25 protein-coding genes are annotated in these 26,453 nt (G+C 60.0%); 11 read left to right on the top strand and 14 right to left on the bottom strand.

Annotated features, from left to right (window positions below; all coding sequences use genetic code 11):
• The first annotated feature begins 54 nt into the window (after positions 1-54).
• Positions 55-1,398 carry a 2-hydroxycarboxylate transporter family protein gene (locus tag ACJ8IL_RS07705; protein WP_016928018.1) on the top strand — a complete coding sequence of 448 codons (1,344 nt, stop codon included), beginning with the start codon at positions 55-57 and terminating at the stop codon, positions 1,396-1,398.
• A gap of 331 nt (positions 1,399-1,729) precedes the next feature.
• A complete protein-coding gene (locus tag ACJ8IL_RS07700) occupies positions 1,730-3,148 on the top strand; it encodes a serralysin family metalloprotease (RefSeq protein WP_193402487.1) in 1,419 nt (472 codons plus the stop codon).
• Positions 3,149-3,294: 146 nt separating this feature from the next.
• Here ACJ8IL_RS07700 and ACJ8IL_RS07695 read toward each other — a convergent pair whose 3' ends face one another.
• On the bottom strand, positions 3,295-3,504 hold the full coding sequence (locus ACJ8IL_RS07695) for a hypothetical protein (RefSeq protein ID WP_004931526.1): 210 nt from the start codon (positions 3,502-3,504) through the stop codon (positions 3,295-3,297).
• A 159-nt stretch (positions 3,505-3,663) separates the two neighbouring features.
• Between ACJ8IL_RS07695 and ACJ8IL_RS07690 the strand changes: the two genes are divergently transcribed.
• Positions 3,664-3,816, top strand: coding sequence for a hypothetical protein (locus ACJ8IL_RS07690; RefSeq protein WP_162837925.1), 153 nt, complete (start codon positions 3,664-3,666; stop codon positions 3,814-3,816).
• A 38-nt stretch (positions 3,817-3,854) separates the two neighbouring features.
• Here ACJ8IL_RS07690 and yniD read toward each other — a convergent pair whose 3' ends face one another.
• Positions 3,855-3,947: a small membrane protein YniD gene (gene yniD / locus ACJ8IL_RS07685; RefSeq protein WP_016928013.1), complete on the bottom strand. Its 93-nt coding sequence runs from the start codon at positions 3,945-3,947 to the stop codon at positions 3,855-3,857.
• A 338-nt stretch (positions 3,948-4,285) separates the two neighbouring features.
• Here yniD and ACJ8IL_RS07680 point away from each other — a divergent pair, with 338 nt between their 5' ends.
• Both ACJ8IL_RS07680 and ACJ8IL_RS07675 read left to right on the top strand, forming a co-directional pair.
• Positions 4,286-4,678: an ASCH domain-containing protein gene (locus tag ACJ8IL_RS07680; RefSeq protein ID WP_033638276.1), complete on the top strand. Its 393-nt coding sequence runs from the start codon at positions 4,286-4,288 to the stop codon at positions 4,676-4,678.
• 4 nt (positions 4,679-4,682) lie between these two features.
• Entirely contained in the window at positions 4,683-5,282 is a 600-nt protein-coding gene (locus ACJ8IL_RS07675) for a C39 family peptidase (RefSeq protein WP_025302577.1), read from the top strand.
• Between the two features lie 55 nt (positions 5,283-5,337).
• Here the strand turns inward: ACJ8IL_RS07675 and ACJ8IL_RS07670 are convergent, their stop codons facing one another.
• The 10 genes from ACJ8IL_RS07670 to yebS all read right to left on the bottom strand — a co-directional run bounded on the left by ACJ8IL_RS07670 (position 5,338) and on the right by yebS (position 17,204).
• Positions 5,338-5,577 (bottom strand): DUF1480 family protein, encoded by a 240-nt coding sequence (locus ACJ8IL_RS07670; RefSeq protein WP_025302578.1) that lies wholly within the window; start codon positions 5,575-5,577, stop codon positions 5,338-5,340.
• Positions 5,578-5,712: 135 nt separating this feature from the next.
• Positions 5,713-6,645 carry a Csu type fimbrial protein gene (locus ACJ8IL_RS07665; protein ID WP_442516459.1) on the bottom strand — a complete coding sequence of 311 codons (933 nt, stop codon included), beginning with the start codon at positions 6,643-6,645 and terminating at the stop codon, positions 5,713-5,715.
• Positions 6,646-6,665: 20 nt separating this feature from the next.
• The gene (locus tag ACJ8IL_RS07660; RefSeq protein WP_238476102.1) at positions 6,666-9,086 is read right to left on the bottom strand and encodes a fimbria/pilus outer membrane usher protein; all 2,421 of its coding nucleotides are present in this window, start codon (positions 9,084-9,086) and stop codon (positions 6,666-6,668) included.
• A 67-nt stretch (positions 9,087-9,153) separates the two neighbouring features.
• Positions 9,154-9,918, bottom strand: coding sequence for a fimbrial biogenesis chaperone (locus ACJ8IL_RS07655; RefSeq protein ID WP_025302581.1), 765 nt, complete (start codon positions 9,916-9,918; stop codon positions 9,154-9,156).
• A 25-nt stretch (positions 9,919-9,943) separates the two neighbouring features.
• A complete protein-coding gene (locus tag ACJ8IL_RS07650; protein ID WP_168186800.1) occupies positions 9,944-10,492 on the bottom strand; it encodes a Csu type fimbrial protein in 549 nt (182 codons plus the stop codon).
• 5 nt (positions 10,493-10,497) lie between these two features.
• A complete protein-coding gene (locus tag ACJ8IL_RS07645) occupies positions 10,498-11,001 on the bottom strand; it encodes a Csu type fimbrial protein (RefSeq protein ID WP_025302583.1) in 504 nt (167 codons plus the stop codon).
• Positions 11,002-11,003: 2 nt separating this feature from the next.
• Positions 11,004-11,543: a Csu type fimbrial protein gene (locus ACJ8IL_RS07640; RefSeq protein ID WP_016928005.1), complete on the bottom strand. Its 540-nt coding sequence runs from the start codon at positions 11,541-11,543 to the stop codon at positions 11,004-11,006.
• Between the two features lie 275 nt (positions 11,544-11,818).
• On the bottom strand, positions 11,819-13,195 hold the full coding sequence (rsmF, locus tag ACJ8IL_RS07635) for a 16S rRNA (cytosine(1407)-C(5))-methyltransferase RsmF (protein ID WP_442516481.1): 1,377 nt from the start codon (positions 13,193-13,195) through the stop codon (positions 11,819-11,821).
• Between the two features lie 162 nt (positions 13,196-13,357).
• Positions 13,358-15,988, bottom strand: coding sequence for an MlaD family protein (locus tag ACJ8IL_RS07630; protein ID WP_442516458.1), 2,631 nt, complete (start codon positions 15,986-15,988; stop codon positions 13,358-13,360).
• A complete protein-coding gene (gene yebS / locus ACJ8IL_RS07625) occupies positions 15,957-17,204 on the bottom strand; it encodes a membrane integrity lipid transport subunit YebS (RefSeq protein WP_025302586.1) in 1,248 nt (415 codons plus the stop codon). The genes ACJ8IL_RS07630 and yebS overlap by 32 nt, the downstream gene beginning before the upstream one ends.
• Before the next feature lie 255 nt (positions 17,205-17,459).
• On the opposite strand from yebS, the gene ACJ8IL_RS07620 reads away from it, so the two are divergent.
• The 5 genes from ACJ8IL_RS07620 (at position 17,460) to ACJ8IL_RS07600 (ending at position 23,070) form a co-directional block, all read left to right on the top strand.
• Complete coding sequence (locus tag ACJ8IL_RS07620) at positions 17,460-17,957, top strand: GAF domain-containing protein (protein ID WP_025302587.1); 498 nt, start codon at positions 17,460-17,462, stop codon at positions 17,955-17,957.
• Between the two features lie 96 nt (positions 17,958-18,053).
• Positions 18,054-18,764 carry an RNA chaperone ProQ gene (gene proQ / locus ACJ8IL_RS07615; protein ID WP_004931497.1) on the top strand — a complete coding sequence of 237 codons (711 nt, stop codon included), beginning with the start codon at positions 18,054-18,056 and terminating at the stop codon, positions 18,762-18,764.
• A 19-nt stretch (positions 18,765-18,783) separates the two neighbouring features.
• Positions 18,784-20,832, top strand: coding sequence for a carboxy terminal-processing peptidase (gene prc / locus ACJ8IL_RS07610; protein WP_164067565.1), 2,049 nt, complete (start codon positions 18,784-18,786; stop codon positions 20,830-20,832).
• A gap of 309 nt (positions 20,833-21,141) precedes the next feature.
• Positions 21,142-22,026, top strand: a complete 885-nt coding sequence (htpX, locus tag ACJ8IL_RS07605) for a protease HtpX (RefSeq protein WP_016927998.1) — start codon at positions 21,142-21,144, stop codon at positions 22,024-22,026.
• A gap of 336 nt (positions 22,027-22,362) precedes the next feature.
• Positions 22,363-23,070 (top strand): hypothetical protein, encoded by a 708-nt coding sequence (locus ACJ8IL_RS07600; RefSeq protein WP_442516457.1) that lies wholly within the window; start codon positions 22,363-22,365, stop codon positions 23,068-23,070.
• A 114-nt stretch (positions 23,071-23,184) separates the two neighbouring features.
• Here ACJ8IL_RS07600 and ACJ8IL_RS07595 read toward each other — a convergent pair whose 3' ends face one another.
• On the bottom strand, positions 23,185-24,579 hold the full coding sequence (locus tag ACJ8IL_RS07595; RefSeq protein WP_025302590.1) for an MFS transporter: 1,395 nt from the start codon (positions 24,577-24,579) through the stop codon (positions 23,185-23,187).
• A gap of 231 nt (positions 24,580-24,810) precedes the next feature.
• On the opposite strand from ACJ8IL_RS07595, the gene kdgR reads away from it, so the two are divergent.
• Positions 24,811-25,602 (top strand): DNA-binding transcriptional regulator KdgR, encoded by a 792-nt coding sequence (gene kdgR, locus ACJ8IL_RS07590; protein ID WP_197835557.1) that lies wholly within the window; start codon positions 24,811-24,813, stop codon positions 25,600-25,602.
• A gap of 46 nt (positions 25,603-25,648) precedes the next feature.
• On the opposite strand, the gene ACJ8IL_RS07585 is transcribed toward kdgR, so the two are convergent.
• The gene (locus ACJ8IL_RS07585; protein ID WP_025302592.1) at positions 25,649-26,452 is read right to left on the bottom strand and encodes an ABC transporter permease; all 804 of its coding nucleotides are present in this window, start codon (positions 26,450-26,452) and stop codon (positions 25,649-25,651) included.
• Between the last annotated feature and the right edge of the window lies 1 nt (position 26,453).

Genomic DNA, 26,453 nt, shown 5'->3' with positions numbered 1-26,453 from the left:
GATGTTGCGCCAGGTGAATCTAACCGTACTGTACGCTTGTCAGCAGGGTGAATAATGAAACAGATAAATGCAGAACTGGCCTGTGATAAAAATACGGCATCGTCCGAATCCTCAGGATTAATTAATCAACTTCGTCAAATAGATATCGGCGCGGTACCGATCGCGTTGTTTATCACGATTTGCGCCATCGTGGCGATTTCCGCCTATGCCAACTTCCTGCCGAAAAATATGATCGGCGGCCTGGCAGTGATAATGACGCTGGGCTTTGCGCTGGCTCAGTTGGGAAAAAGCATTCCCGTGCTGCGCGATATCGGCGGTCCGGCCATTCTGTGTTTGATGGTGCCTTCGGTGCTGGTCTATTTCAATGTCTTCCAGCCCAACGTTATGGGCACCGTCCATCTGCTGATGAAAGACGCCAACCTGCTTTATTTCGTCATCGCCAGTCTGGTGGTCGGCAGCATTCTCGGCATGAACCGGGTGATCCTGATCCAGGGGATGATTCGCATGTTCGTGCCGCTGGTGGTGGGTACGATCACGGCGGTGATCACCGGGCTGCTGGTGGGCAAGCTGTTCGGCTTTACCTTCTATCACACCTTCTTCTTCATCATCGTGCCAATCATCGGTGGCGGCATCGGCGAGGGGATTTTACCGCTGTCGCTGGCCTATTCGGCGATCCTGGGCTCGACGCCGGACGTCTACGTCGCGCAGCTGGCGCCGGCGGCGGTGCTGGGTAACATCTTCGCCATCGTGACCGCCGGGGTGTTGGCGCGTATCGGCATGCAGCGCAAGGCGCTGAGCGGCGACGGCATGCTGATCCGTTCGGCGCAGGAGAACGCGATGTTCGCCATCAAGGAGCAAAGCGGCAACGTCGATTTCCAACTGATGGGCGGCGGGCTGCTGGTGATCTGCGCCTTCTTTATCGTCGGCGGCCTGTTCGAACACATCGTGCATATTCCCGGCCCGGTGCTGATGATCCTGTTCGCGGTGCTGTGCAAGTACTGCCGGGTGATCCCGGCCTCGATGGAAACCGGCGCGCACAGTTTCTACAAGTTCGTCTCCACGGCGCTGGTGTGGCCGCTGATGATCGGTCTGGGCATGCTGTACGTGCCGCTGGAAAGCGTGGTGGCAGTGTTCTCGGTCGGTTATGTGGTGGTCTGCGGCTCGGTGGTGCTGTCGATGGGGCTGGTCAGTTTCCTGATTGCGCCTTACCTGAAGATGTTCCCGGTGGAGGCGGCAATCGTCACCTGTTGTCACAGTGGCCTGGGCGGCACCGGCGATGTGGCGATCCTGTCGGCGTCGAACCGTATGGGGCTGATGCCATTCGCCCAAATCGCCACGCGCATTGGCGGCGCTTCCACGGTCATTGGCGCGACGCTGTTGCTCGGTTGGTTAGTCTGAGTCCAGAGTTTCTTATGGATAACCGGGGTTGGATTGCCCCGGTTTTTTTATGCTTTTTTCCGCTCATCGTGATAATGCTGATGATTATCTTGAAAATCATTCGTATGGCGCAAATGCATAGTCGGACTTTATCTGAGAAAATTCTGTACTCGACGAAAATGTGTCTATTCTTTTCTCTTAAGGGATTATCGTTCTCATTCAGAGTGCCGAGGGAAGGCGCCACCGCATTACCGATATCCCCGTATTGATTCAACACCGGGCCGCTGCCGTTCAGGCAATCCGCCAGTTGGGGCATCCCCCCGATTGAATTGACGAATATGGAGATAAGGTTATGTCATCAAGCAATGCTTCCGTTAAGGCCGAAGGCGTATTAGCCCTGTTGGGCGCTTATAAACCCGATGAAGACGACACCATTACCGTGCTTCATCCGTCGAAAACGTTCGAAAACGCCGGCCTGGAGCTGGTGCGCGGCGATCGCAGTTGGCACGACAAGGGCGTGACCGACACGCCGGTCTCTCTGACCTACAGCTTCTGGGAAAAGGCGCCGGGCAACATGTCGAGCATGGGCATCAGCGGCTTCAGCAGCTTTAACGCCGAACAGCGCGAGCAGGCTAAACTGTCGCTGCAGTCATGGTCAGACGTGGCTAACATCACCTTCACCGAAACCAGCAACACCGCCGCTGCCAACATCAAATTCGGCCTGTTCGACTACAGCTCGCGCGGCTCCTATGCCTTTGCGTATAACCCGGACACCTCGCCTTCGGTCGCCGGGCAAACCTGGTATAACGCCAAGAACCATACCTTCGTCAACAACCAGATCCATGAGAACGAGTACGGTCGCCAGACCTTCACCCATGAAATCGGCCATGCGCTGGGGTTGCAGCACCCGGGCGACTATAACGCCGCGCCGGGCGTCAGCATCACCTACGCTAAAGACGCGACCTACTTTGAGGACAGCCGCGCGCACAGCCTGATGAGCTATTTCAGCGAAAGTAACACCGGGCAGGACTTTAAAGGCGCGTACTCTTCCGGGCCGTTGCTCAACGACATCACGGCGATCCAGCATTTCTACGGTGCCAACATGGACACCCGCACCGGCGATACGGTTTACGGATTCAATTCCAACACCGATCGCGACTTCCTCACCGCCACCGGCGCGCAGGACAAGATAATTTTCACCGCTTGGGATGCCGGCGGCAACGACACCTTCGACTTCTCCGGCTTCGGTCAAAATCAGCGCATCAACCTGAATGAAAAGGCGTTCTCGGACGTTGGTGGCCTGAAAGGCAATGTGTCTATCGCCGCAGGCGTGACGATTGAAAATGCCATCGGCGGGTCGGGTAACGATGTGCTGGTCGGGAACGCCGCCGATAACGTGCTCAAGGGCGGCGCGGGCGATGACGTGCTGTACGGCGGCAAAGGGGCGGATCAGCTGTGGGGCGGTGCCGGCAAGGACACCTTCGTCTACTTTGCGGCGGATGAGTCGACGGCGGCGGCGCCGGATTGGATCCGCGACTTCGTGCGCGGCGAGGACAAGATCGATCTGACGTTGTTCAACACCGGCAGCGCCGACGGCATCCGCTTCGTCGATCAGTTCAGCGGCAAGGCGGGCGAGGCGAAGCTGAGCTACGATGAGCAAAATCACGTCAGCGATGTGGCGATCAACCTGGGCGGCGCCTTTGACGGCAACGACTTCCTGGTGAAAGTGGTGGGGCAGCCGCTGGATGCCGGCGATTTCGTGTTGGCGTAATGCAGGCAACAAAAATAGGGCGTTTTGGGCAAAAACCCGACAATTCCTATTAATTACGTCATATTAGCGTGACATAGTAGCGCGCAGAAGGCCGGGCTTGCATACCTCGGGCTTCTGTCGAATCGCCAACCTTTTCGGTTGGCGATTCATTTTCCGCCTTTCAGCATGTTGATGGCGGCGCCGAGTAGGATGCGCCGTTCGATATCGTTGCTGTCCGCCAACTGCCGCGCCAGATGTTTTTCCAGCGTTTCCACCGACAGCGCTTCACCGCGATGGCGCAGCTGCATCACGCCGTCGCCGATCAGGCGTGCGACCTCATCCCATACGGGTTTAATCTCCTGTTCCGAGAACGTCATGGTCTACACCTCGGTGGGTTGATTTTTGCCCAATGTAACAGCTGAACTGCGGCTTCGCTACCCGCCGCCTAAAACAGGAAGCATAAAAAACAAGCCATCAGTATTTCTTCTGGTTTTTACGCTCAATACTGACGGTGTCGAAAAGCAGGAGAAAACATCATGAACTGGGTCGAAACCTTGGCGGAGTACTACCGCCTGAGCCGCACGGGTGAAACGCAGCATTGGCTGTGTCGCCGCTGGTTGCTTCAGGGGGAGGCGCGTTTGGCCTATTTGCAGGAGTTGCTGGAGCCGACCGCGCCACGGCGGCGATGAACAGGGCGCCGGCGTTCGGCCGGTGTCGTCTCGCGGCATTAACCGAAGGCGATCGCCGCCCAACGCAACAGCAGCAACGCCAGGCAGATCAGCAGCAGCACCACGACCATTTTACTGAGCTTGTTGCCCATGCGTTTTGTTGCCACGTTGCGCCCCTTTTAGCTGAAATACCACCCGCCGGCGAGGGTGATGAGGACAAGCGTCACTAACGCGACGCCGTTGAGTAAATCGCTGAAGGTATCGTCAGCATCGATGTCATTTTGCTGCATGTTACCGCCTGGCGGTCGCCATTGGGTGAATAATGTTCACAGTATGCGCCCGGCAGCGCGGCAGGCACAGCGAAGAAAGGTAAAAACGCGTAAAAGTGGCGCTGGCAAAACGCGCAGTCGCGCTTGCGACGGATGCAGACGGCCGGCAATACGTTGTACTATCCTGTCTGCATTGATGCATTTTTCCTAAAGGTATAATCATGGCGACGGCAATTCCACAGAAATACGAGCACCTTGAGCGCTGGGCGTTCGGCGATACCGAGCAGCAGGCCGATGAAGTCGTGCAATTGATCCTCAATGGCACCAAAACGGCCACCTGTTCTAACCTGGACGGCGAAGGGATCCCACAGGCCGGCGATCGGTTCCTGGTGGTGGACGGCAAGGGTGAGCCGGTTTGCGCAGTCGAGTTGACCGCGGTGGAAATGAAAACTTACGATCAGGTTGATGAAGCGCACGCCTTTGCCGAAGGCGAGGGCGATCGCTCGCTGGCGCACTGGCGCAAAGAGCTGCAGCGCTTCTTCGAAGAGTATGACCTGTTCTCGCCGGACATGACGCTGGTGCTGATGAATTTCAAAGTCGTCGACAAATTTTAATCTTATGCGCGCCGTTCCCTACGAGTGCCAGTGGGCGAGCCCGGAGCTGGCCGCCGATCTGATCGCCGGCCGCGCGACGCTGGCGCAAGACGAAAATTGGGCGCGCAGCGGCGCCCGCGATCGGGCAGAGTACGTCGAGTGGGCCAACCACGTGTGCGGCATGGCCTGCCTGAAAATGGTGCTGGGCCACCGCGACGGCGAAGCGCCACCGCTGCTGGAGCTGGCGCGCCGCAGCCTGCCCTACGGCGCCTATGTACGCGAAGGTGAGCGGATAAAGGGGCTGATTTATGCGCCGTTCGTCGAGTATGTGCGCGAGCAGTTCGCGCTGCAAGCGGAGGTGAAGGTGGGGCTAGAGGCCGCTGAGGTGCCGGCGCTGCTTCATGAATGCCGCTACTTTATCGCCTCGGTGCATCCCTCCATTCGCCGGCCGGAGAGTACGCCGCCGCAGCGGGGCGGGCATCTGGTGCTGATCACCGCCGCCGATGCGCAAAGCGTGATCTTCCATAATCCTTCGGGCGACAGCCCGGCGACGCGGGAGCGGGTGCACCTGCCGCTCAGCCGCTTCGCCCCTTTCTTTGCCGGCCGCGGCATCGCCATCGCATAAAAAAACGCGCTGTTTCCGATGAAAACAGCGCGTCGTCAGCAGTTCTGATGCATTTTCATGCCAGCCGCATCACCCAGGCGTCCGCTTGCCGATCGTAGTGTTGCTTGTACAGCAGCGACTGTTTGCCGTCGAGGATGGCCGGGATGCTGGTATGTTCATCCCAGCCGTCCAGCTGCATGCACAGATCCGGATCGGACTTGCAGGGAATGCTCAGGGTGCCGGTGCGGTCGGCGCCGGCGTGAAGATGCGCGTCATCGACCTCGAAGCTGCCAATTTTTACGACGGTTTTGCTCATGGGAACTCCTTGCTCAATGGTGTGGTAGGAGGTTAGACCAGTTTGGCCATTGATAAGAGCATAGCCAAATGAGCAAAAAATGCCACATAAAAATTACATTTTGGAAACAATTTCCACGCCGGCAAAACACAACGCCTAGTACTCCACCACCAAACTGAGCGTGTCCTGATAGCTGCCGACCGCCACTTCCGTCTGCGCCGCATTGACCGCCGCCTTATACGGGATGCTTTGCGCCAGGCCGGTGCCGGCGCCGCTCTGTTTGTTGGTGCTATCCCAAACGGTCGTCGTATTAGGCAAGTAAATCTGGTACTGCATGAAATTACTGGTACCGCTTTTCATGCGTCGCCAACCGGAAACCGGGTTATTGCCGTTGGTGAAATAGGTGTTGTATCCCTCGGTTTTGGTGCAGGTAAGGGTGATGCTCTGATTGACAGGATTGAACTGCCCGACCAACGCCATGCTGCCGAAGTTGACGTTGGGCGCGGTGCCGATCAGGCAGTCTTTGGTGATGGTGACGCTGACGCTGACCGTGCTGGGTTTGTCGACGCCGTCCCACCAAACGCACAGGCCGAGCACGCCCAGGCCGCAAATATGGTAATTCCAGATCAGGTTGATGCTGTCGGTATAGGTGCCTGCGCGCACGTTGGCGCCGGCGGTGGTTTTGATATACAGCGGAAAGTTGACGTTGGAGGAAATCAGGATCAGCGACAGCAGGTTCAGCGAGCTGTAGTCGATGGTTTGGCCGATGCTGTAAGGATATTGGTAGTTGGCGTCGGGGTAGATCAGGTAAGCGATTTTATCGCCGGAACCGTCGGTGTTGGCAACCGCCATATTGTTGGTGGTGGAGGCGATCTTGACCGTGACGGTGTTTTGCGTGAGCAAATTGAGGCCGAGGCCGGTGCAGTTGAGGCCGGCGGTGCCCTGGGCGTTGATCTGCCCATTGTAGACCACGAAAGAGCTGCTCCCCGGTAAGGTGACGGTGCCGTTGGTGGTGGCGCAGTCGGCGAATGCGCGCTGACAGAGCAGCAGCGAAAGGGTTAACAATAAGGCTTTCAATCCCCGAAACATAGTGACTCTCCGTCGTTGAATTAGCGGCAGACAACCGGGCCGACGCGCTGGATGCCCTGAGGCTTCGCCAGACTGAATTCCGCCTGGCACGGCGGGCCGCCGTCGGCCGGGATCACGCTCAGGCGATTGTGTTGTTGCACCGGGTCGATATAGGTCATGCCATCCCAACCGACATAGCTTTGCTGATGGCCGCCAACCACCGCCACCTGGCTGCCGTTGGCCAGCGGTTTGCCTTGCTCGTCAACCAGTTCGACGTCGGCGGCGGAGATGGGTTGGATGGGGAACTCGACCAGAAAACCGCTGTGATCGCGAATGGCGACGGTTTTTTCCACCGTCGGCAGCGCGACGTCGGCGGGCAGGCTGAGCGGATCAATCTGGAATTTCGCATGGTAGTAAGAGGTGACGGTCGGCACCAGTAAATAGCCCTGGGCATCGGTCTTGCCGATCGGCTGGTTCTCATAGCTCACCGGAATGTCGGCGTATCCTTGCGTGGACACCAGCGCAAAGGCATCGTTGATGGTGTTGGTGGCGTACACGCCGCCGTTCATCGCGACCAGCGAACCGCTGATTTCTCCCCAGTGGTTGGTTTCATCACGGGTACCGTATACGCCCGCTCGGGCTTCGAGCCTGCGGGTGCGCCAGGTCAGATCCGCCTGGCGGTAATCGCCGCCGCTCGGGTTATTGGCGTAGGCCAGATTCCAACCGAAACCGCCATCAGTCGGCGCGGCGCGGCTGTAGCTGACGCGTTCGCTCCAGCGGTTGTTGTTGTCGCGCGCGGCGCTGAAGCTGGCGGTACCCCAACTGTCGAACGGAATGGAGAGCTGCAGTTGGGCACTGTAACCGCTGCTGCCGATTTCCCGGTTCAGCGAGGCGTACAGGCTGCTGTTGCGCCAAAGCGACACACTGTAGGACAGGTTCATCAGGCGAGTTCGTTGGGCGATGGCGTCGCGTACGTCAAAATAACCGGCGCCGAGGCTGCCGAGCCGGCCCAGGCTGACGCTGCCGGTCAATTGATCGGTGCGGCGGCTCAGACGGTAGTCGCTTTTATACACGGAAATGTCGCCAAAATCGGCGCTGCGCAGGATACGTTGCGCGTTGAGGCTGAAGCGTGAGTTGCTGTAGGTGTAGCCAAAACTGCTCTGATCGCCGTGGTTGCCGGTGTAGCGATAGACGGGCTGGGGATCCGGCTGTTGCAACGGCCTGCCGGTCAGCGGGTCATAATACGTGGGGGATTGTATCGGCCGGCCACCGTTAAACGCTTCGTCGCCGGCCTGGCTGACGCTGTAGGACGCGTTGAAAACCCCCCATTGCCCAACGCGAATGTCGGCGCCGCCGCCGCCGACCGCCAATTCGGCTGCGCCTTCGGCGCGTCCTTCCAGGGTTAACCAATCAGTGACGCCGTAACGTAAACTGGCGCTACCTACCCATTGCCCGTAATCGGCAGAATTCAACCCGTAGTTGCGCCGCAGCAAACCGGTGGAAACGCTGAAATCGCTCATGCCGGTCTGCAGCAGGTTGCTGGCCACGTAGAACGGTACCGTGGTGCTGACCTGACGGCCGAGGGCGTCCGTGGTGACGACCGTGGCCTGACCCGCACCGTTAATGTAGGGCACGCTGTTGAGGGTGAACGGCCCGGGATTGATGTTGGTGGTGCTGTTTTTATAGCTGTTGATGTATAAATCGACGCTGCTGGGCAATGCTGCCTGGCCGGAAAATTGCGGTAGCGGATAGGTGATAAGATCCGGGCGTACCGCGAAATTGCGCGCCAATTGCAAGCCGCCGATGCGCACGGCGCTGCTCCAGGGGAGCGAGCCGGTGGTTAGGTCACCGGCGATCACACTCAGCATCCGCTGGTCATCGTTGAAGCGCCAGTAGCTGTCGTATCGAATATAGCGGCCGCCATCGTCGTTTGGCCCGCCGTTAAACCCGCTGCGGTAGATGCCTGTGTTGGCGATGACGCCGAAACCGTCGAACAGCCGCTGTTCGCTCCACGCCGACAGGTAGCCTGGTCGGCCATTGCCGTTGCTTTGGCTGGCATAGATGTCGTAGTTAAACAGCAAACCCAGGCTGCTTTGCGCCGGCAAGCGTTGCAGCGGTGAATGGGCGCCGATGGTTTGCTGCGGCAACCAGTCGTTGGGCACGTTGATCAGCAACTGCTGGCTCTCGCCGCTGTAGCTGACATCCACCTTCTCCAGCCGATCGACGGCGATGTCTTTCGCCTGTTTATCCGCTACCGGCAGCCCGGCGTCGAGCAGTTGCTGGGGCGTCATGTAGTAATGGCCGCCGCGGTAGTTGACTGGCACGACGTTGCCGGTTTGGCGCCCGTTGACGACCGGCTCCAGATACAGCGTGGTGTCCGGCATGCTGATGGCGCTGGGCGGCGGGGGCAGATCGTCGCCGAACGCGAACGGCAGCCAGCCGCCGGCCGCCATGCTCAGCATGGCAAACGCCAGCGGCTTGAGGTTGAAACGCCGCGTCGATAGCCTCCCTGTCGGCTGCACCTGGGCCTCAATAAGACGGAATGGCTACGGGCTGTTTGTTGTCATTGACCGTGGCCATCAGCTTGCCGCTGCTGAAACCGCCGGCGGGTGGCAAAGCGAAGCGCATCTGTGAACCGGGCAGCACGTATCCCATCAGGCCGGGATTTAGGCTGCGCCCTTGCAGCGTCACTTTCGAGATTCGGGCATGCACTGCGCCTTGATTTCGCACCTCCAGCCAGCGTTCGCTGCTTTGCTGCTGTAAACGATAGCTGAGCTTGGGTTGGCTGGCGGTCGCGTAATCGCGCGGTTTTTCGCTGTCCTGTTTGGTCCAAATCCCCTTGCCGCTGACGAACAGCGGCACCGAGTAGCGCATCTGGAATTTCAGCCCCATCTCTGCACCGCCGGGGGCGGCATCCGATGATTGTTCTTTCACCGGCACTTCATCGACCAAAATGCGATAGGCGCGCTCCTGTCCCGCCGCCGGCGCCGACTGTTTGATCAGGCGTATCAGCTGGCGTTTGCCTGGCGCGATCGACGCCACCGGCGGACTGGCGATCACGTCGCTTTGGTTGCTGTAATCGTCTTTGCCGGCGGTTTGCTTCCAACCCAACACGCGAATTTGCATATAGACCGGTTTACTGTCGCGATTTTCAAGCCACAGCGCGGTGGCCTGTTGTTGATCTTCAATCACCGGATCGATCGGCCAAATGAGTATGGAAGCCGCGGCCAGGGCGTGCTGTTGGCTTGCCAGGAGCAAGGCTGCCGTTAACGGCAGACGGAAGGGTATGCGCATAACTCAATCCTTATTGCAAAAAAACTTAATAAGTGACCGTCAACAAGACCGTATCGCTGTAAACGCCACTGGTGGGCAGGGTACTGGTCGAAAACAGACGGGCGTAAACCTTGATTTCTTGCGTGCTACCGGTGGCGGCGACGGTCTGCGCCGCGCCGCCGTTAGCGCCATCGCCCCAAAGGGTGGCGTAGTTGCTGTCTTGATAAAGTTGATACAGCAGCGTTTCCGACGTGATAGCGTTTTGTAATTTTCTGCCGCCGGCGATGGATCCGGTCACGTGATTGCCGACGCCGAGGGCCAGCGTGACGCTCAGCCCCGGGTTGCAGCGAAACAGCACCGAACCGGCGCCGCTGCTGGAGACGACGCTGACTGCGTTGCTCAGTGAGGACAACTGGCCGAAGTTCAGGGTGCCGAAGGTGGTCACGTCACTGACGCCGCTGCCCAATACGCAGCCTTTAACCACGGTTGCATTGACGGTGAACGGCTGGCTTTTGGTCAAGTCGTTGACGCCGGTATCGCTTTGGGCCGGGGAAAGCGGCAGGCAGAACAGCAAACCGCAAATTGAAGCGCGCATCGTCATTACCAATTGATCGTGACCTGTACCGTATCGGTGTAGCTGCCTGTCGGAGGTGTGGATTGCGCCGGAATCATGCCATAGACCGGTAGCCAGTTGTCCGAACCGTTGGCGGTTTGTGACACGCCCGTCAGATTATCCCAAATGGTGCTGTGGGCGGCGTTGGTATACAGGTTGTAATTCACCCGTTGGCCGGCCGCGCTTTGCAGGTAGCGGGCAGCGGTATTGCCGCTTTGCCCGCCGCCAAGCAGAACGCTGTAGCTGGTGCCGTTGGTGCATTTCACCCGAATGGCGCCGGCGTTTTGTTGCCCGGCGACGCTGGTTGCGGTGCTGAGAAAATACAGCGTGCCGAAATTCAGCGTGCCGAAGCTGACATTGCCGCCTGAGCTGCTGCCGGCCTCACAGGCGCTGAGCAAGGTCGCGCTGACGCCGAGGGTCGCGGTTTTACTGTCGGCCTGCGCCAACAGGCTGCACGCCCATAATCCGCAGCAGCAAAGCGCGCGCCGCACCGTTACCAGGTGACCGTCATCGTGACGGTGTCGTTATAGGTGTCTGCCGCCGGGGTAGAACCGGCCGCCGGGACGCGGCCATACACGATCAGCGGAACGGCGGCGCCGGTGCCGGTGCCGGTCCGCGCGTTGGCGCCGCTGCCCCAGGCGGTGGTGCGTGCGGCATCCTGGTACAGGTTATAGCTGATGAAGGCGCCTGCCGTGCTGGCCATGCGGCGTTGGGTGCCTGAAGTGACATGGAGCCCGTTGTCCAGCGCCACCGTGTAGTCTGTGCCGGTAGTGCAGGTCAATGACAGCGTACCGGCCCCCCCTGCGCCGGTGGCGCTGGCGTCGATGATGTTGGCCAGTGAAGAGTAAGTACCGAAGCTGATGGAGCCGAAGTCGTTGACGGAACCGCTGCTGCTGCCGCCCCCCACGACGCAACCGGCGCCGATGGTCAGCGTCACGCCTAACGTGCCTTGAATGGTGCCTGCTGCGTTAGCCGCGCCGTTGGCGCACAGCAGGGTTGCTACCGAGGTCAATGCCATCAGAGTTTTTTTCATCTTATATTCCTTGCCGTATGAGAGAAAGCCCGCAAAGACGCCACCCAGAGGTGAGTTGAACGTATTCATTTAGCTGCACTTTAATTAATAGAATAAGAATCGGGAATTGTCTTGATGAAAACGAGAAACTTTTTATTCTCATTCCCCCGGTTGACGGGGCTTGTAGGCGAGGTATACCGATAAAGTGAAATGATTAGAATAATAACGAACGGCGATGGGAATATTATTAGCGTTATTTTATTGCCGGGGAATTTCATTCCCCGGCGCGGTATCGTTTACAGGTGGAAATCCAGCGCGCCGTCGCGCACCAGTTCGCGCGGCAGGTTATTCTTTATGCGGCTGCCAATGCGTTTGGCGATGCCCAGCGGTTGCCCCTGATAGGTGACGATGCACTCGTCGCCCGCCGGCGGCTGCTCAGGGTAGAGATCGCGGCCGTGATACCACTCCTGGGCCAGCGCGGCGTCCAGCTCGAAATGCTGTTTGCCGCCGGCACCCGCGAGGGCGATCGCCGCTTCGTGCTGCCAACGGAAACCTTTCGGGAAGCGCTCCGCCAGCTTGAGGCCGATACGCGAGAAGCGCACTTTGCCAAACAGCGGCTCCAGCTCGGCCGGGAAGAGCCAGATTTCCTTGTCGCGCTCCCACAGCCGGCTGTCATCGCCCCAGGTTAAGCCGGATGCGGCGGCGGCTTGGGCGACCAGCGCCGCCTCTTTGCCGGATAGCGGGCTGAACGGGAATTTACCGACTTTATAGGTCGGCTTCGCCAACGGCGCCACGGCGTGTTTTTTACGCAGGCGGGCGACGAAAAACCCTTCGCTGTCGTAAATCTGCGGGAAGACGTGCAGGAAGCCTTCGGCGGTCAACGCCTTGTCGGCGCCGGGGAACAGCTCACCCAGCGGCTCGACGCTGACTGCGTCGCCATAGGTATCCAGCAGCCAGCGCACCACCTGCTGATTTTCCTGCGCATTGAGCGTGCAGGTGGAATAAACCATCACGCCGCCCGGTGCCAGCGCATGAAACGCGCTGTCGATCAGCTCGCGCTGGGTGGCGGCGATCTCGGCGACGCTGTCCGGCGACCAGTTGCTCATGGCGTCCGGATCCTTGCGCACCACACCTTCACCGGAACAGGGGGCGTCGAGCAGAATGGCGTCGAAACTCTCCGGCAGTGCAGCGCCGAACACCCGGCCATCGAAATGGGTCAGCGCGGTGTTCTTCACGCCGCAGCGGCTGATATTGGCGTGCAGCACTTTCACCCGGCTGGCGGAGTATTCGTTGGCGACGATGCCGCCCTGGTTGCCCATCAACGCGGCGATCTGGGTGGTTTTGGAGCCCGGCGCCGCCGCCACGTCCAGCACTCGAGTAGGCGCCGCGTCGCCCGAGAACAGCGCGCTGACCGGCAACATCGAGCTGGCCTCCTGAATATAGAACAGACCGCTCAGGTGTTCGGCGGCGCTGCCTAATCGCAGCTCTTCATCGTCGCGCTCGATCCAGAACCCTTCCGCGCACCAGGGAATGGGCTCCAATCGCCAGTCGTAATCCTGCACCAGCGCCAGGAAGTCGGCGACGCTGATTTTCAGCGTGTTGACGCGCAGACTGCGGCGCAGGGGGCGCTGGCAAGCGGCGATAAAATCGTCCATCGCCAGCTCGGCGGGCATGATGGCGCGGGTGGCGTCGAGGAAAGCGGGGGGCAGAAAAAGGGCGGTGGATTTGGCCACGGGGCGAACTCTCAGGGTGCAATAAAGACAAGGGCGAGAGTTTATCACAAAGCGGAAAAAAACAGGGCCCGGCATTGCCGGGCCCTGAGGAAAACGCGAAAGTTAATCGCGCGGAATGGCGGTGCCCCAGGTTTTCCAGTCCTTCGGCTCTTCCGGATTCAGCAGGAAGTGCTTGTTCGGCGTGGCTTTCGGCGCCAGCGGAATAGTCGGCGGGGTGGCGAAGGCGATGCCGCCGCGGATGAACTGCTGGAAGGTGCCGCTCTTGATCACGCCGCCGGTCAGGCCGAACTGCAGGTTGTAACCCGACGCCAACCAGAACACGCTGTTGTTGCGCACCAGATGCTGGTACTTCTTGCTGATGCGCAGCGCGACGTGCACCCGGTCTGACATGGCGCCGAGGTAGAAACCGGTGATGGTGCCGACCTCTACGCCGCGGAACAGCACCGGCGTGCCGATCTGCAGCGAGCCGGTTTCGGCGGCGTCGAGCACGACGCTCAGGCCGTCGAGATAGCGCGAGTCGGTGATGCTGGCCTGCTGCAGTTCGAAAGTGCGCAGCTCGCGGCCGCGCCCCGGCTCCACGTTGATATAAGGCTGGAGCAGGGTATCGAGGTTGCTGACGCCGGCGGCGGAGATCTCCGGCGACACGATCGAGAAGCGGCTGCCGAGGCGCGCGAAGGTCTGCACGTATTCCGGATACAGCACCGCTTTAGCCAACACTTCGTTGCGCTCCGGCGCCAGCTGCAGCGACTCCACCTGGCCGACGTCGATGCCGAGGTAACGCAGCGGCATGCCCGCCGACAGCTTACTGGCGTCGTAGGTTTTCAGCGTGATTTGGCTGCCCACCGCGCGAGCGGCGGTTTCGCTGGCGTAGAGCACGCGGTTGGCGCCTTTATTCAGCGTCACGCCCTGCAGGTTGTCGAAGCTGATGGCGCCTTTCAGCGCGCGGTTGAGCGGGGAGGCCTGCACCGTCAGGCCGCTGCCGTTGAGCTGCACTTTGGCGCCGCCTTCGGCCCAGAAGATGCTTTCGCGAGTCAGCAACTTGCGGTATTCCGGGCTGATGTAGACGTCCACCTCAAACTCGTTGGCCTTCGGCCGGACGTTGACGATCTCGCCCACCTGGAATTTGCGGTACAGCACCACCGAGCCGGCCTGCACGTCCGGCAGGCTGGTGGCGCTGAGGGTCAGGGTGGTAGAAGGGGCGTTGCCGACGATGCCTTCCTCGGCTTTTTCGCTGTTGGCGTATAGCGGGTACTGGCCGCCTGGTTCCCCTTTGCTGCCGGGGATAATGCGCACGCCGCCGTCTACCCATTCCTGGGCGCTGGCGCCGAGCACTTCCATACCGTCAATGCCCAGCTTGACGTCGAGACGGCTGTTGACCACGAATTTGCTGTCTTTATGCAGCAGGCCGCGGTACTGCGCGTCGATGGCGGCGGTGAACACCACGCCGCCGGCGGTCAAGGTGCGGCTCAGGATTTGGCCGACTTTCACGCCGTGCACCACCAGCGGCTGCCCGACGTCGATGCCGTAGCTTTGCGGCGCATTCAGCGTGACGGTCAGCACACCCGGCTGTTGCAACAGCGTTTCGCTGCTGTCCAGCACGTTGAAGCGCTGCTGCGGTTCGCCTTCACCCGGCACCAGTTCCAGCGTGGTGCCGGTCAGCAGTTGGCTGAGCTTGGCGTCGTTGAGGCTGATGCGCGGGCTGCGCATCACGATGCGGGTGCCGCTGCGCATCAGATCGACCACCGAAGGATCGATGGTCAGTTCACCGATGACTTTGCTGCCCTGTTGCAACGTCAGCTTGGTCAGGGTGCCGACCTGCAGTCCCTGGTACATCAGCGGCGTGCGGTTTTCACTCAGGCTGTTGCCGCTCGGCAGATCCAGCAAAATATTGACGCCGCGCTGGCTGTGGGCCAGATCCGGATACAGGGTATAGCTTTGATCGCCCTTGGCCTGCTGGCCATCGGCCGGCGAATCGAAGGCGATGGCGCCGTTGACCAGCGCCGCCAGGCTCTCCATTTGCACCGTGGCGCCGGACAGGCTGAAATCGCCCTTGAAGCCGGAGACATTCCAGAAGCGGCTGTTGCTCTTCACCAGGTTGGCGAAGCGGCGGTCGATCAGCACGTCGATGGTCACGCCCTTGTTGCCTTCGCTGATGGTGTAGTCATACACCTTGCCGACCGGGATTTTACGGTAATAGACCAGCGAGCCGCTGTTGAGCGAACCCAGGTCGTCGGCATGCAGGTGAATCATCAGTTCGCCGGTGTTCAGGCGGTACTTCGGCTGGGTATCGAGCGCGGTGAAGTGGGTTTGCTCCTTGCCGCTGCCGGGCATCATGCCGATATAGTTACCGCCGACCAGCGCATCGAGCCCGGATACCCCGGCCAGCGAGGCCTTGGGCGTCACTAGCCAGAACTGGGTGCCTTCGCGCAGCGAGTCTTCCAGATCGCTTTTGATGCTGGCTTCCACCACGATGCTGCGTAAATCTTTGCTCAGGCTGATTTTTTGCACCGTGCCGACCTCAACGCCCTGGTAGCGCACCGGCGTGCGGCCGGCGACGATGCCTGCCGCTGATTGGAAATCGATGGTGACGGTGGTGCCGCGCTCCTGGAAATTGTTATAGACCAGCCACCCGGCGATCAGCAGGGCGATGAACGGCAGTAACCAGAACGGTGAAATGCGGCGTTTGTTCTTGACCCGCGCTTCAGTCGGTGTAGTCGGCGTTTCCTGTTGCATGTGCATCCCAAATCAATCGGCTATCGAGCCATTCAACGGCAAGAATAGTCAAAATGACCGCCGAGCCAAAGTAAAACGCGGCCGGTCCCATAGTAAAAGATAACAGTTGATCGCGATTTACCAGCGACATCATCAAGGCGATAACGAACAGATCGAGCATCGACCAACGGCCGATCCAGGTGACCAGGCGCAGCAGACGAATGCGCGTTTTCAGGCTGTGCGAGGTTTTGAAGTGGATGCTCAGCAACAGCATGATCAGCACGATCACCTTGGTGAAGGGCACTAGCACGCTGGCGATGAACACGATAGCGGCGATCGGCACGTTGCCGGAGGTGGCCAATGAGACCACGCCGGAGAAAATGGTGTCTTCCAGCCGCGTGCCGTTGGCGTAAATGATGGAAATCGGCAGCAGGTTGGCCGGTATCAGCAGGATCATCGCGGCGATCAGCGCCGCCCAGGTTTTCTGCAGGCTGTAGGGCTGGCGATGGCACATCGGCACATGGCAACGCGGGCAGCGGCCGCGCGCGTCGGGATAGCCGGTATAGTGGCAGGACAGACAAATGTGCAGCGCCGTCGGCGGGCCTTCCGGCTGTTCCTGCGGATAGTAGCGCTCCCACAGCTGCTCCAGGTTGACGTGGATCAGCGTCAGGATGCTCAGCACCGTGAGCGACAGGTAAGCGATCAGCGCGCTGCCGGGCTGGATGTCGGCGTAATCCTGCACTTTGATCGCCGCCACCGCCATGCCGATCAGATAAATGTCCAGCATTACCCACTCTTTGAGCCGCTCCAGCATCAGCAGCACCGGGCGCAGGTTCATGCCGAGCGCATGGCCGACGCGCAGGTACAGCAGCGACAGCACCAGCGTCAGCGGGGCGCCGAGGGTGCAAAACGCCACCATGCTGGCGGTGAGCGGATCGCCCTGGCGGCTCATCTGCCAGATGCCCTCCAGCAAACTGGCGTCGATGCGCGTGCCGAGCAGACGAATGCTGATCAGCGGTTCGGTGAAGGCGAACGGCATCAGCAGCAGCATGGCGATCGCCATGGCGGTCAGACGCGTCATCGACCAGTCGCGGCCGTTCACCACCTTGGCGTTGCAGCGCGGGCAATAGGCGGCTTGATTGCCGCTGAGCGGCGGCAGCACGAACAGCAGGTCGCACTCGCAGCAGCGCTGGTGACGCGCTTTGGAAAGGGGAGCGGTGATCGCGTGTATTTTCATTTTTGACAAGTCGCTGCCCTTGAGCCCGCCGGAAGTGTCAGCGTAGCTGAAAAATAAACCGGCCGCGTCACCGGCGATCGGGCGCCGGACGGTAAAACGAGGTAAACCGGGATTCTGAGCGGCAAACATACCCCGAGCGACGGGGTTTTGTGAAGCAACAGATGATTAACCTTGTGGCTATACGCATTTAATGCTTATTTTATAGGGCCTAAGCTTTGGGCTTCTGGCCATCTTCACTGTTTCAATGGTTAACACATGACAAAAGAACAATTCTACGCGGAATTAAAACGTGACCTGAGCGCGTTGCTCGGCGGGGAAACCAACTTTATCGCGGCGCTGTCCAACGCCAGCGCGTTGCTCAACGAGCGTCTGGATGACGTGAACTGGGTCGGTTTCTATCTGATGGAGGGCGACCAGCTGGTGCTGGGGCCGTTCCAGGGCAAGATCGCCTGCGTGCGCATTCCGGTGGGCAAGGGCGTATGCGGCACGGCGGTGGCGGAAAATCGCGTGCAGCGCGTCGGTGACGTGCATGCGTTTCCGGGCCATATCGCCTGCGATGCGGCCAGCAACGCGGAAATCGTGCTGCCGCTGGCGGTTGGCGGCCGAGCGATCGGCGTTTTGGATATCGACAGCACGGTTTATCAACGCTTCGACGAACAGGATGAAGTGGGCCTGAAAGCAGTGGTGGCGGGGCTTTGTGAGCAACTGGAACAGTGTGACAGTGCGAAATATGTGACTGTAGCGGCAAGTTGATCGACGGTTAACGTGGCAATTACCGATGGCGTCATTATAATGACGCCTGTTCATGCCTGTGGCTTGTTGGCAATACCGTTGTAATCAGGAAATTTCATGGAAAATCAACCTAAGTTGAACTCTAGTAAAGAAGTCATTGCTTTTCTTGCCGAGCGTTTTCCGCTCTGCTTTAGCGCCGAAGGCGAAGCTCGTCCGCTGAAAATCGGTATTTTTCAGGATTTGGTAGAGCGCGTGCAGGGGGAAGAAAATCTCAGCAAAACGCAATTGCGTTCTGCCCTGCGCCTATATACCTCAAGCTGGCGTTATCTGTACGGTGTCAAGGTTGGCGCACAGCGCGTCGATCTGGACGGCAATCCGTGCGGTGAACTTGAGCAGCAGCATGTCGATCATGCTCGCCAGCAGCTTGAAGAAGCCAAAGCGCGCGTTCAGGCACAGCGTGCCGAACAAAACGCCAAAAAACGTGAAGCCGCCGGCGAATCCGCCGATGCCGCTCCGCGCCGTCCGCGTCCAGCCGGTAAAAAGCCCGCTGCACGTCGCGAAGGCGGAGCCGCGCCGGAAAACCGCAAGCCGCGCCCACAAACTCGCCCACAGCCCGCTCGCCAACCTCGTGCAGCCAAAGAGGAAAGCCAGCCGCGTTATGCGCCAGTCACGGATATCTCTAAACTGCAAATTGGCCAGGAAATCAAAGTCAGAGCAGGCAAGAGCGCGATGGATGCTACCGTACTCGAAATCGCTAAAGATGGCGTACGTGTGCAGCTCTCTTCCGGTCTGGCGATGATTGTGCGCGCAGAACACTTGCAGTTCTGATACGGAGGCCAACCCAGGCATGAACAAATTCGTCAGATTAACAGCGATTGCAGGGCTGCTGTGGGCGGGTGTCAGTTACGGCGCGGAAACAGCCAACATCCGCATCGACCAACTGCCCCAACTGCAACAGGAACCCCAGCACGCTACGGTGAGTGAGCGCGTCACCTCGCGCTTCACTCGCTCTCATTACCGCCAGTTCGCCCTCGATGCGGAGTTTTCAGGCAAGATCTTCGATCGCTACCTGAACATGCTGGACTACAACCATAACGTGCTGCTGGCCTCCGACGTGGCGCAGTTCGCCGGCAAACGCAATCAGGTTGGCGAAGAGCTGAAAACCGGCAAGCTGGACACCTTCTACGCGCTGTTCAATCTGGCGCAGAAACGCCGCTTTGAGCGTTACACCTATGCGTTGTCGTTGCTGGACAAGCCGATGAACTTCACCGGCAACGGCACTATCGATCTCGACCGCAGCAAAGCGCCGTGGCCGAAAGACAAGGCCGAGCTGGATAGCCTGTGGGATGCGAAAGTCACGTATGACGAGCTGAACCTCAAGCTGACCGGCAAGACCGACAAAGAAATCCGCGACACGCTGACCAAGCGTTATCAGTTCGCCATCAAGCGCCTGACGCAAAGCAACAGTGAAGACGTCTTCCAGCTGGCGATGAATGCCTTTGCGCATGAAATCGACCCGCACACCAACTATCTGTCTCCGCGCAACACCGAGCAGTTCAACACCGAGATGAGCCTGTCGCTGGAAGGCATCGGCGCGGTGCTGCAGATGGATGACGACTACACCCTGATCAACTCGATGGTGCCGGGCGGACCGGCGGCGAAGAGCAAGGCGATCACCGTAGGCGATCGCATCGTCGGCGTCGGCCAGGCCGGCAAACCGATGGTGGACGTGATCGGCTGGCGCCTGGACGACGTGGTGTCGTTGATCAAAGGGCCGAAGGGCAGCAAGGTGCGCCTTGAGATCCTGCCGGCCGGCAAGGGCACCAAAACCCGCGTGGTCACCTTGACCCGCGAGCGTATCCGCCTGGAAGACCGCGCGGTGAAAATGACCATCAAGACCGTCGGCAAAGAGAAGGTGGCGGTGTTCGACATCCCTGGCTTCTACGTCGGTCTGACCGATGACGTGAAAGTGCAGCTGCAGAAGATGGCCAAGCAGAACGTCAAGAGCGTGATCATCGATCTGCGCACCAACGGCGGCGGCGCGCTGACTGAAGCGGTGTCGCTGTCCGGCCTGTTCATTCCGAGCGGCCCGGTGGTGCAGGTGCGCGACAACAACGGCAAAGTGCGTGAAGACGCCGACACCGACGGCGTGACCTACTACAAAGGCCCGCTGGTGGTGCTGGTCGATCGCTTCAGCGCCTCCGCCTCCGAGATCTTCGCGGCGGCAATGCAGGATTACGGCCGTGCGCTGATCGTCGGCGAACCGACCTTCGGTAAAGGCACCGTGCAGCAGTACCGTTCGCTGAACCGCATCTACGACCAGATGCTGCGCCCTGAGTGGCCAGCGCTTGGCTCGGTGCAGTACACCATTCAGAAGTTCTACCGCGTCAATGGCGGCAGTACCCAGCGCAAGGGCGTGACGCCGGACATTCTGATGCCGACCGGCGTCGATCCGGCGGAAACCGGCGAAGCGTTTGAAGACAACGCTATGCCGTGGGACAGCATCAACGCGGCGACCTACAGCAAGACAGGCGATATGACGCCGTTCGAGCCGGAGCTGCTGAAAGATCACCAGCAGCGCATTGCGCAAAATCCAGAGTTCCAGTACATCGCGCAGGATATCGCGCATTACAAGGCGCTGAAGGATAAACGCAACATCGTGTCCCTCAATCTGGCGGTGCGCGAGAAAGAGAACCACGATGACGACGCGACCCGTCTGAAACGCATCAACGAGCGTCTGGAACGCGCGGGCAAGAAGCCGCTGAAATCGCTCGACGATCTGCCTAAGGATTACCAGGAGCCGGATCCGTACCTGGATGAATCCGTGCATATCGCGCTGGACCTGGCTCATCTGGAAAAAGATCAGCCCGCTCAGCAGCCAACGCCGGCCAAATAAGGCCGCGTACGGCAGGATGAAAAACGCACCCTCGGGTGCGTTTTTTTATGGCGACGCGAAAGCCGGCTTCCCAGCAGGGTGAAGGGAGGTGGGCTGATGCATCGCCTGACAAATTTAGGGTAAAAAAACCTCCGCCTTACGCAACAATCGTTTACAATTTGCCAAATCCCGGTCGCGTGCCGTTTTTGTAAAGTTTCGTATTTTTAGTAGGTTAATGACGCGCGACTCTTGAAACTGTGACGAATGCCCATACGATCTAGGGTATCTTAGACAGCGTTTTGTTAACATTTATGAGGAAGTAAACAATTTATGATGCGTATAGCTCTGTTCCTGCTCACCAACCTGGCGGTGATGTTGGTTTTCGGGCTGGTGCTCAGCCTGACAGGAATCCAATCCAGTAGCGTTCAGGGCCTGATGATCATGGCCGGTCTGTTCGGCTTCGGCGGCGCTTTCGTGTCGTTGCTGATGTCCAAGTGGATGGCGCTGCGCTCCGTCGGCGGGGAAGTGATTGAACAACCGCGTAACGAAACAGAAAACTGGCTGCTGGAAACGGTACGCCGTCAGTCGCAGCAGGCGGGCATCGCCATGCCGCAGGTCGCTATCTACCACGCGCCGGACATCAACGCCTTCGCTACCGGTGCACGCCGCGACGCCTCGCTGGTCGCCGTCAGCACCGGCCTGCTGCAGAGCATGAGCCGCGACGAAGCGGAAGCAGTCATCGCGCACGAAATCAGCCACGTCGCCAACGGCGATATGGTGACCATGACCCTGATTCAGGGCATCGTGAACACCTTTGTCATCTTCATTTCACGCCTGATCGCGCAGGTCGCCGCCGGTTTCCTCGGCAACCGCGACGGTGATGGCGAAGGGGAAGGCAACGGCAACCCGATGATTTACTTCGCCGTGTCGATGGTGCTGGAACTGGTGTTCGGCATCCTGGCGAGCATCATCACCATGTGGTTCTCGCGTCACCGCGAGTTCTATGCCGACGCAGGCTCTGCCAAACTGGTAGGCCGCGAGAAGATGATCGCCGCCTTGCAGCGCCTGAAAACCAGCTACGAACCGCAGGAAGCGGGCAGCATGATGGCGTTCTGCATCAACGGCAAATCCAAGTCGTTCAGCGAGCTGTTCATGTCGCACCCGCCGCTCGACAAGCGTATCGAAGCGCTGCGTTCCGGCCAGTACCTGAAGTAATCGGCTGAATGAAAGGAAAAACCCCGGCTTGCCGGGGTTTTTTTATGGCATGCCTGAACCGCTTTTTCAGCGGCGGCGGATTCAGCAATGAAATTCGGCGATGAATGGGGTAAACCGCTTTACCAAAGTTTGCGGGCGTAAATGCCCTGCAGCAGCGCCCGAAGTCCCTGAATCCCACCTGCAAACAGCGTCTTTCGGCCTCTCAGCCTGGGCTGGCGCGGTGCCAGATCACCCGGTGAGAGGGCAAGCCGCATCGGGCCCGGTCACGACCGCCTGTTTGGCTTTGGAAGCGCATGTTATATGCTTTGGCACAATGACATTTGTCCCCGAGGCCCTATGAAAATCAACCACCTTCCCTTACTCAACGGTGATGAGGTGTCGGCGCGCCTGGCCGCATTGGCTGGCGGTGTCGCCGATGCGGTTGCGGAATTGTTGAACCGGCATGATGACGATGATGAACCGCCGGCTATTCGCTGGCATTCAGGCGATCTGCGCCTGCCGGCGTTTTTCCCCGACGAGCACGACGGCCACGATTACGATTACCTGATCGTGGACGGCGATGTGATCGTGGAGGGATGCCTGGCGGTGTCACCGCAGCAAGAGGACGGCGGCATTGTCGTGCTGGGGCGGCTGCAGGCGGATATGCTGATTTGCTGGGGCGGACTGGTCGTGCGTGACGATGTCCGCATACGCCATGCCTATTGCAGCTCAGGAAACGACGGCGCGTTCGTGGTAGGGGGAGACCTGACCGCGCTCACCCTGGTAGAAACGGGGGAGTTTATCCATGTCCATGGCGACCTCGACGCGCGATGTCTCGCTTCGTTGCAGAACTTCGTTCAGGTTGACGGAGAGACGCGCTGTGACTGTCGAATCGACAGCGCGCAGTCCGAAGATCTGATAAAGCGCATGTTCACCCCCGGCCTACTGAAAGCCTTCGAGGGGATGGATCACGACGGCCAACGCATTGTTGGCTGGTATCCGGATGACGACGCCTATTTAGCCTGTTTACGACAAGGCCGAAGCCCCTTGAGGCACGGAGACTAACGCCTGGCCTGCAATGCTCACGGCATTGCATCCGACGCGGTCCGGCTCAGGCCGGCCGTCAGTGCTGGCCCCATCGGTTTTACAATCGATGGGAGCCCGGCTCGTTTATGCCCGCTATTTCACCTCGCGGCTCGGCTGCGCCGCTTGCGCCGTCGATTGGGTGATGCGCAGGCTGCTGACGGCCGCCGCCAGGGTGGCGAACACCCCAGCCAGGATCAGTGAAGCGTGGGTGCCGGATGTGGGGAACAGGTTGAACATCAGCGCCACCAGCGCAGCCCCCGAGGTTTGCCCCAGCAGGCGCGCGGTGCCCAGCATGCCGCTGGCGCCGCCGCTGCGGTTGCGCGGCGCGGCGGAGATGATGGTGTGGTTGTTGGGCGACTGGAACAGGCCGAAACCGGCGCCGCACAGTATCATGCGCCAGATGATGTCCATATTCGACGGCGCCGCCGGCAGCAGCGCCAGAGAGAACAGTCCGAGCGCGAACACCGCCAGCCCAATGCAGCCCAGCAGGCCGGCGTGCACGCGCTCCACCAGCCGGCCGGCGATCGGCGCCATCACCACGATCGCCAGCGGCCACGGCGTCAGCAGTAGCCCGGTCGCCACCTCGTCGCGGCCCAATGCACTTTGCAGGAAGAACGGCAACGACACCATCGCCAGCATTTGCGCGGCGAACGAACAGATTGAGGTGCCCATCGACAGGGCGAAGATCGGGATGCGCAGCAGGTCGACGGGCAGCAGAGGGAATTCCTGGCGTAACTGACGGCGCACGAACACCGCGCCAATCGCCAGCAGCGCGGCGATCTCGCTGAAGATCAGCGTCAGGCTCTGGCCCTGGGCGAAGCCGCTGATGGCGGTGATCAGCAGGCCGAAGGTCAGCGCGTTCAGCACGGCGCTGGTGGGATCGAAACGGCGGTTATCGCTTTTTTGGCCGTTGGCCGGCAGGAATTTCATCCCCAGCAGCAGCGCGACGATGCCGATCGGCAGGTTGATGGCGAATAGCCATTGCCAGGATGCGACCGACAGGATCGCCGCCGCCACCGTCGGCCCGGCCGCCGAGGAGCAGGCGACGATCAGCGAGTTGATGCCCATGCCGCGGCCGAGAAAACGCTGCGGGTAGATGATGCGGATCAGCGCGGTGTTGACGCTCATGATAGCGGCGGCGCCAAAGCCTTGCAGCACGCGGGCGATGGTCAGCGTGAGCAGCGAGTCGGACAGGGCGCAGAACAGTGAGGTGATGCTGAACACCAGCAACCCGGCCTGGTAGATACGGCGGTAGCCGACCAGATCGCCGAGCGACGCCAGCGACAGCAGAGAGACGGTGATCGCCAACTGATAGGCGTTGACCACCCAGATGGAACTGGCCGGGCTGGCGTTGAGATCGCGAGCGATGGTGGGCAGCGCCACGTTGGCTATCGCGCCGTCGAGCACGGATACGGTAATGCCGAGGGCGATGGCGAGGATCGCCCCATAGCGTTGCGGGACGGGGAGGCCGTCGGAACAAGGACGCATGTTGGTCTCAGCGGTATTTATTCAGGGGAGTATTATCATGCTAATCATATTCGCCTGTGATTGCATGCCCCTTGTCCGCTTAATTGTAAACGGCGGTGAGCGGGCCAACGGTTATCCATTTGGCTTCAATTGCTTAGCGCTCAGCTGCGTTGCGCGCTGCGATCTGTTCCGATTATACTGAAACCCTTGTTTAAATTTCCTGAAACAAAACCGTTAAGTAGGGTATGCACCATGGCTAACGCAGATTCAGACAAGCAACCGGATGCCGTCTCATCCGTGATGAAAGTGTTCGGCATTTTGCAGGCGCTCGGCGATGAGCGCGAGATTGGCATTACCGAACTGTCCCAGCGGGTGATGATGTCTAAAAGCACTGTCTACCGTTTTCTGCAGACCATGAAAGCGCTGGGCTACGTTTCACAGGAGGGCGAGACGGAAAAGTATGCGCTGACGCTCAAGCTGTTCGAGCTGGGCGCCAAATCGTTGCAGAACGTCGATCTGATCCGCAGCGCCGACGTGCAGATGCGCGAATTGTCGAATCTTACCCGCGAGACCATCCACCTCGGCGCTCTGGACGAAGATGGCATCGTCTACATCCACAAGATCGACGCGATGTATAACCTGCGTATGTATTCGCGCATCGGTCGCCGCAACCCGCTGCACAGCACCGCCATCGGTAAAGTGCTGCTGGCCTGGCGCGAGCGGGATGAGGTGGCGCAGATCCTGTCGCAGATTGAGTTTACCCGCAGCACCGAACATACCTTGGCCAGCGCCGCCGAACTGTTGCCGGTGCTGGATCGGGTTCGAGCGCAGGGATACGGCGAAGATGCCGAAGAGCAAGAAGCGGGGATCCGCTGCATCGCGGTACCGGTCTTTGACAGGTTCGGGGTAGCGATCGCCGGGCTGAGCATCTCTTTCCCGACGCTGCGCTTTTCCGAAGAGGCGCGGGAGGAGTATGTGGCGTTGCTGCACGTCGCCGCCCGACGCATTTCCGAACAGCAGGGCTATCACGACTACCCGTTCTGACCCTTCGCTTCGAAGAACAAGGCGCCGCCATGGCAGCGCCTTGTTGCTATTTTGCGCCCGGCGTCAGCCGCTGAGCAATCCGCTCCAGTACTAACATCAGCAACAGCGTGGCCGCCACCAGGATCATGGTCAGCGTCGCGCCGTTGGCGATGCTGCCGCGATCGGTCAGGCTAAAAATGGTGACCGGCAGCGTCGCCCAACTCGGCGGGTAGATCATCATGGTCGCGCCCAGCTCCCCCATCGACAGCGACAGGCTGAGCGCGAAGGCGGAGATCATATAGGGGGCGATCATCGGCAGGGTGACGTGGCGCAGGCGAAACAGCGGCGACGCGCCCAGGCTGGCGGCGACGTTCTCGTAGTCGCCAGGTAGCCGGGTCAACCCGGCCATCACGTTGCCGAAGGTAAAGGCGGAAATCAGCACGAAGTGAGCGGCGGGCACGATCAGGAAGGTGCCGTTCATCTGCAGCGGCCCCTGGCTGAACGCCACCAGCATCCCCAAACCGATAGAGACCGAAGGCACCGCGCTGGGAATGAAAAACAGCGTGCCCAGCAGCTGTCGGCCGCGTTCAGGCACGTGGCGCAGCGCCAGCGCCGCCCAGGTACCGCACAGCAGCGCGAACAGGCTGGCGCTGAAACCGATAGCCAGGCTGGCGACCAGCGCGTCCCAGGAGGCGCCGCTGAACGCTTGGCGGAAGTGGTTGAGGGTGAAACCGCTCGGCAGCACGCCGTTCCACTGCTCACTGAGGCTGGACATCAGGATCACCGCCAGCGGCAGGCAGAAGAACAGGGCGAACAGCGTGATCGTCAACGTGCAGGTCAGGGTGCGTCCGGTGCGGGACCAAATCAACATT

It is taken from the genome of Serratia sp. CY47444, assembly GCF_052168635.1.
Lineage (GTDB): Bacteria > Pseudomonadota > Gammaproteobacteria > Enterobacterales > Enterobacteriaceae > Serratia > Serratia bockelmannii.
The sequence above is the reverse complement of the archived record's forward strand: the minus strand, read 5'-3'. Positions and strand labels throughout refer to the sequence as shown.

Excerpts from the sequence above, each read along its gene's own strand:
- ACJ8IL_RS07705 (WP_016928018.1), top strand. The coding sequence starts at position 55 with ATGAAACAGATAAATGCAGAACTGGCCTGTGATAAAAATACGGCATCG.
- ACJ8IL_RS07700 (WP_193402487.1), top strand. The coding sequence starts at position 1,730 with ATGTCATCAAGCAATGCTTCCGTTAAGGCCGAAGGCGTATTAGCCCTG.
- ACJ8IL_RS07695 (WP_004931526.1), bottom strand. The coding sequence starts at position 3,504 with ATGACGTTCTCGGAACAGGAGATTAAACCCGTATGGGATGAGGTCGCA.
- ACJ8IL_RS07690 (WP_162837925.1), top strand. The coding sequence starts at position 3,664 with ATGAACTGGGTCGAAACCTTGGCGGAGTACTACCGCCTGAGCCGCACG.
- yniD (WP_016928013.1), bottom strand. The coding sequence starts at position 3,947 with ATGGGCAACAAGCTCAGTAAAATGGTCGTGGTGCTGCTGCTGATCTGC.
- ACJ8IL_RS07680 (WP_033638276.1), top strand. The coding sequence starts at position 4,286 with ATGGCGACGGCAATTCCACAGAAATACGAGCACCTTGAGCGCTGGGCG.
- ACJ8IL_RS07675 (WP_025302577.1), top strand. The coding sequence starts at position 4,683 with ATGCGCGCCGTTCCCTACGAGTGCCAGTGGGCGAGCCCGGAGCTGGCC.
- ACJ8IL_RS07670 (WP_025302578.1), bottom strand. The coding sequence starts at position 5,577 with ATGAGCAAAACCGTCGTAAAAATTGGCAGCTTCGAGGTCGATGACGCG.
- ACJ8IL_RS07665 (WP_442516459.1), bottom strand. The coding sequence starts at position 6,645 with ATGTTTCGGGGATTGAAAGCCTTATTGTTAACCCTTTCGCTGCTGCTC.
- ACJ8IL_RS07660 (WP_238476102.1), bottom strand. The coding sequence starts at position 9,086 with ATGCTGAGCATGGCGGCCGGCGGCTGGCTGCCGTTCGCGTTCGGCGAC.
- ACJ8IL_RS07655 (WP_025302581.1), bottom strand. The coding sequence starts at position 9,918 with ATGCGCATACCCTTCCGTCTGCCGTTAACGGCAGCCTTGCTCCTGGCA.
- ACJ8IL_RS07650 (WP_168186800.1), bottom strand. The coding sequence starts at position 10,492 with ATGCGCGCTTCAATTTGCGGTTTGCTGTTCTGCCTGCCGCTTTCCCCG.
- ACJ8IL_RS07640 (WP_016928005.1), bottom strand. The coding sequence starts at position 11,543 with ATGAAAAAAACTCTGATGGCATTGACCTCGGTAGCAACCCTGCTGTGC.
- rsmF (WP_442516481.1), bottom strand. The coding sequence starts at position 13,195 with ATGCCCGCCGAGCTGGCGATGGACGATTTTATCGCCGCTTGCCAGCGC.
- ACJ8IL_RS07630 (WP_442516458.1), bottom strand. The coding sequence starts at position 15,988 with ATGCAACAGGAAACGCCGACTACACCGACTGAAGCGCGGGTCAAGAAC.
- yebS (WP_025302586.1), bottom strand. The coding sequence starts at position 17,204 with ATGAAAATACACGCGATCACCGCTCCCCTTTCCAAAGCGCGTCACCAG.
- ACJ8IL_RS07620 (WP_025302587.1), top strand. The coding sequence starts at position 17,460 with ATGACAAAAGAACAATTCTACGCGGAATTAAAACGTGACCTGAGCGCG.
- proQ (WP_004931497.1), top strand. The coding sequence starts at position 18,054 with ATGGAAAATCAACCTAAGTTGAACTCTAGTAAAGAAGTCATTGCTTTT.
- prc (WP_164067565.1), top strand. The coding sequence starts at position 18,784 with ATGAACAAATTCGTCAGATTAACAGCGATTGCAGGGCTGCTGTGGGCG.
- htpX (WP_016927998.1), top strand. The coding sequence starts at position 21,142 with ATGATGCGTATAGCTCTGTTCCTGCTCACCAACCTGGCGGTGATGTTG.
- ACJ8IL_RS07600 (WP_442516457.1), top strand. The coding sequence starts at position 22,363 with ATGAAAATCAACCACCTTCCCTTACTCAACGGTGATGAGGTGTCGGCG.
- ACJ8IL_RS07595 (WP_025302590.1), bottom strand. The coding sequence starts at position 24,579 with ATGCGTCCTTGTTCCGACGGCCTCCCCGTCCCGCAACGCTATGGGGCG.
- kdgR (WP_197835557.1), top strand. The coding sequence starts at position 24,811 with ATGGCTAACGCAGATTCAGACAAGCAACCGGATGCCGTCTCATCCGTG.
- ACJ8IL_RS07585 (WP_025302592.1), bottom strand. The coding sequence starts at position 26,452 with ATGTTGATTTGGTCCCGCACCGGACGCACCCTGACCTGCACGTTGACG.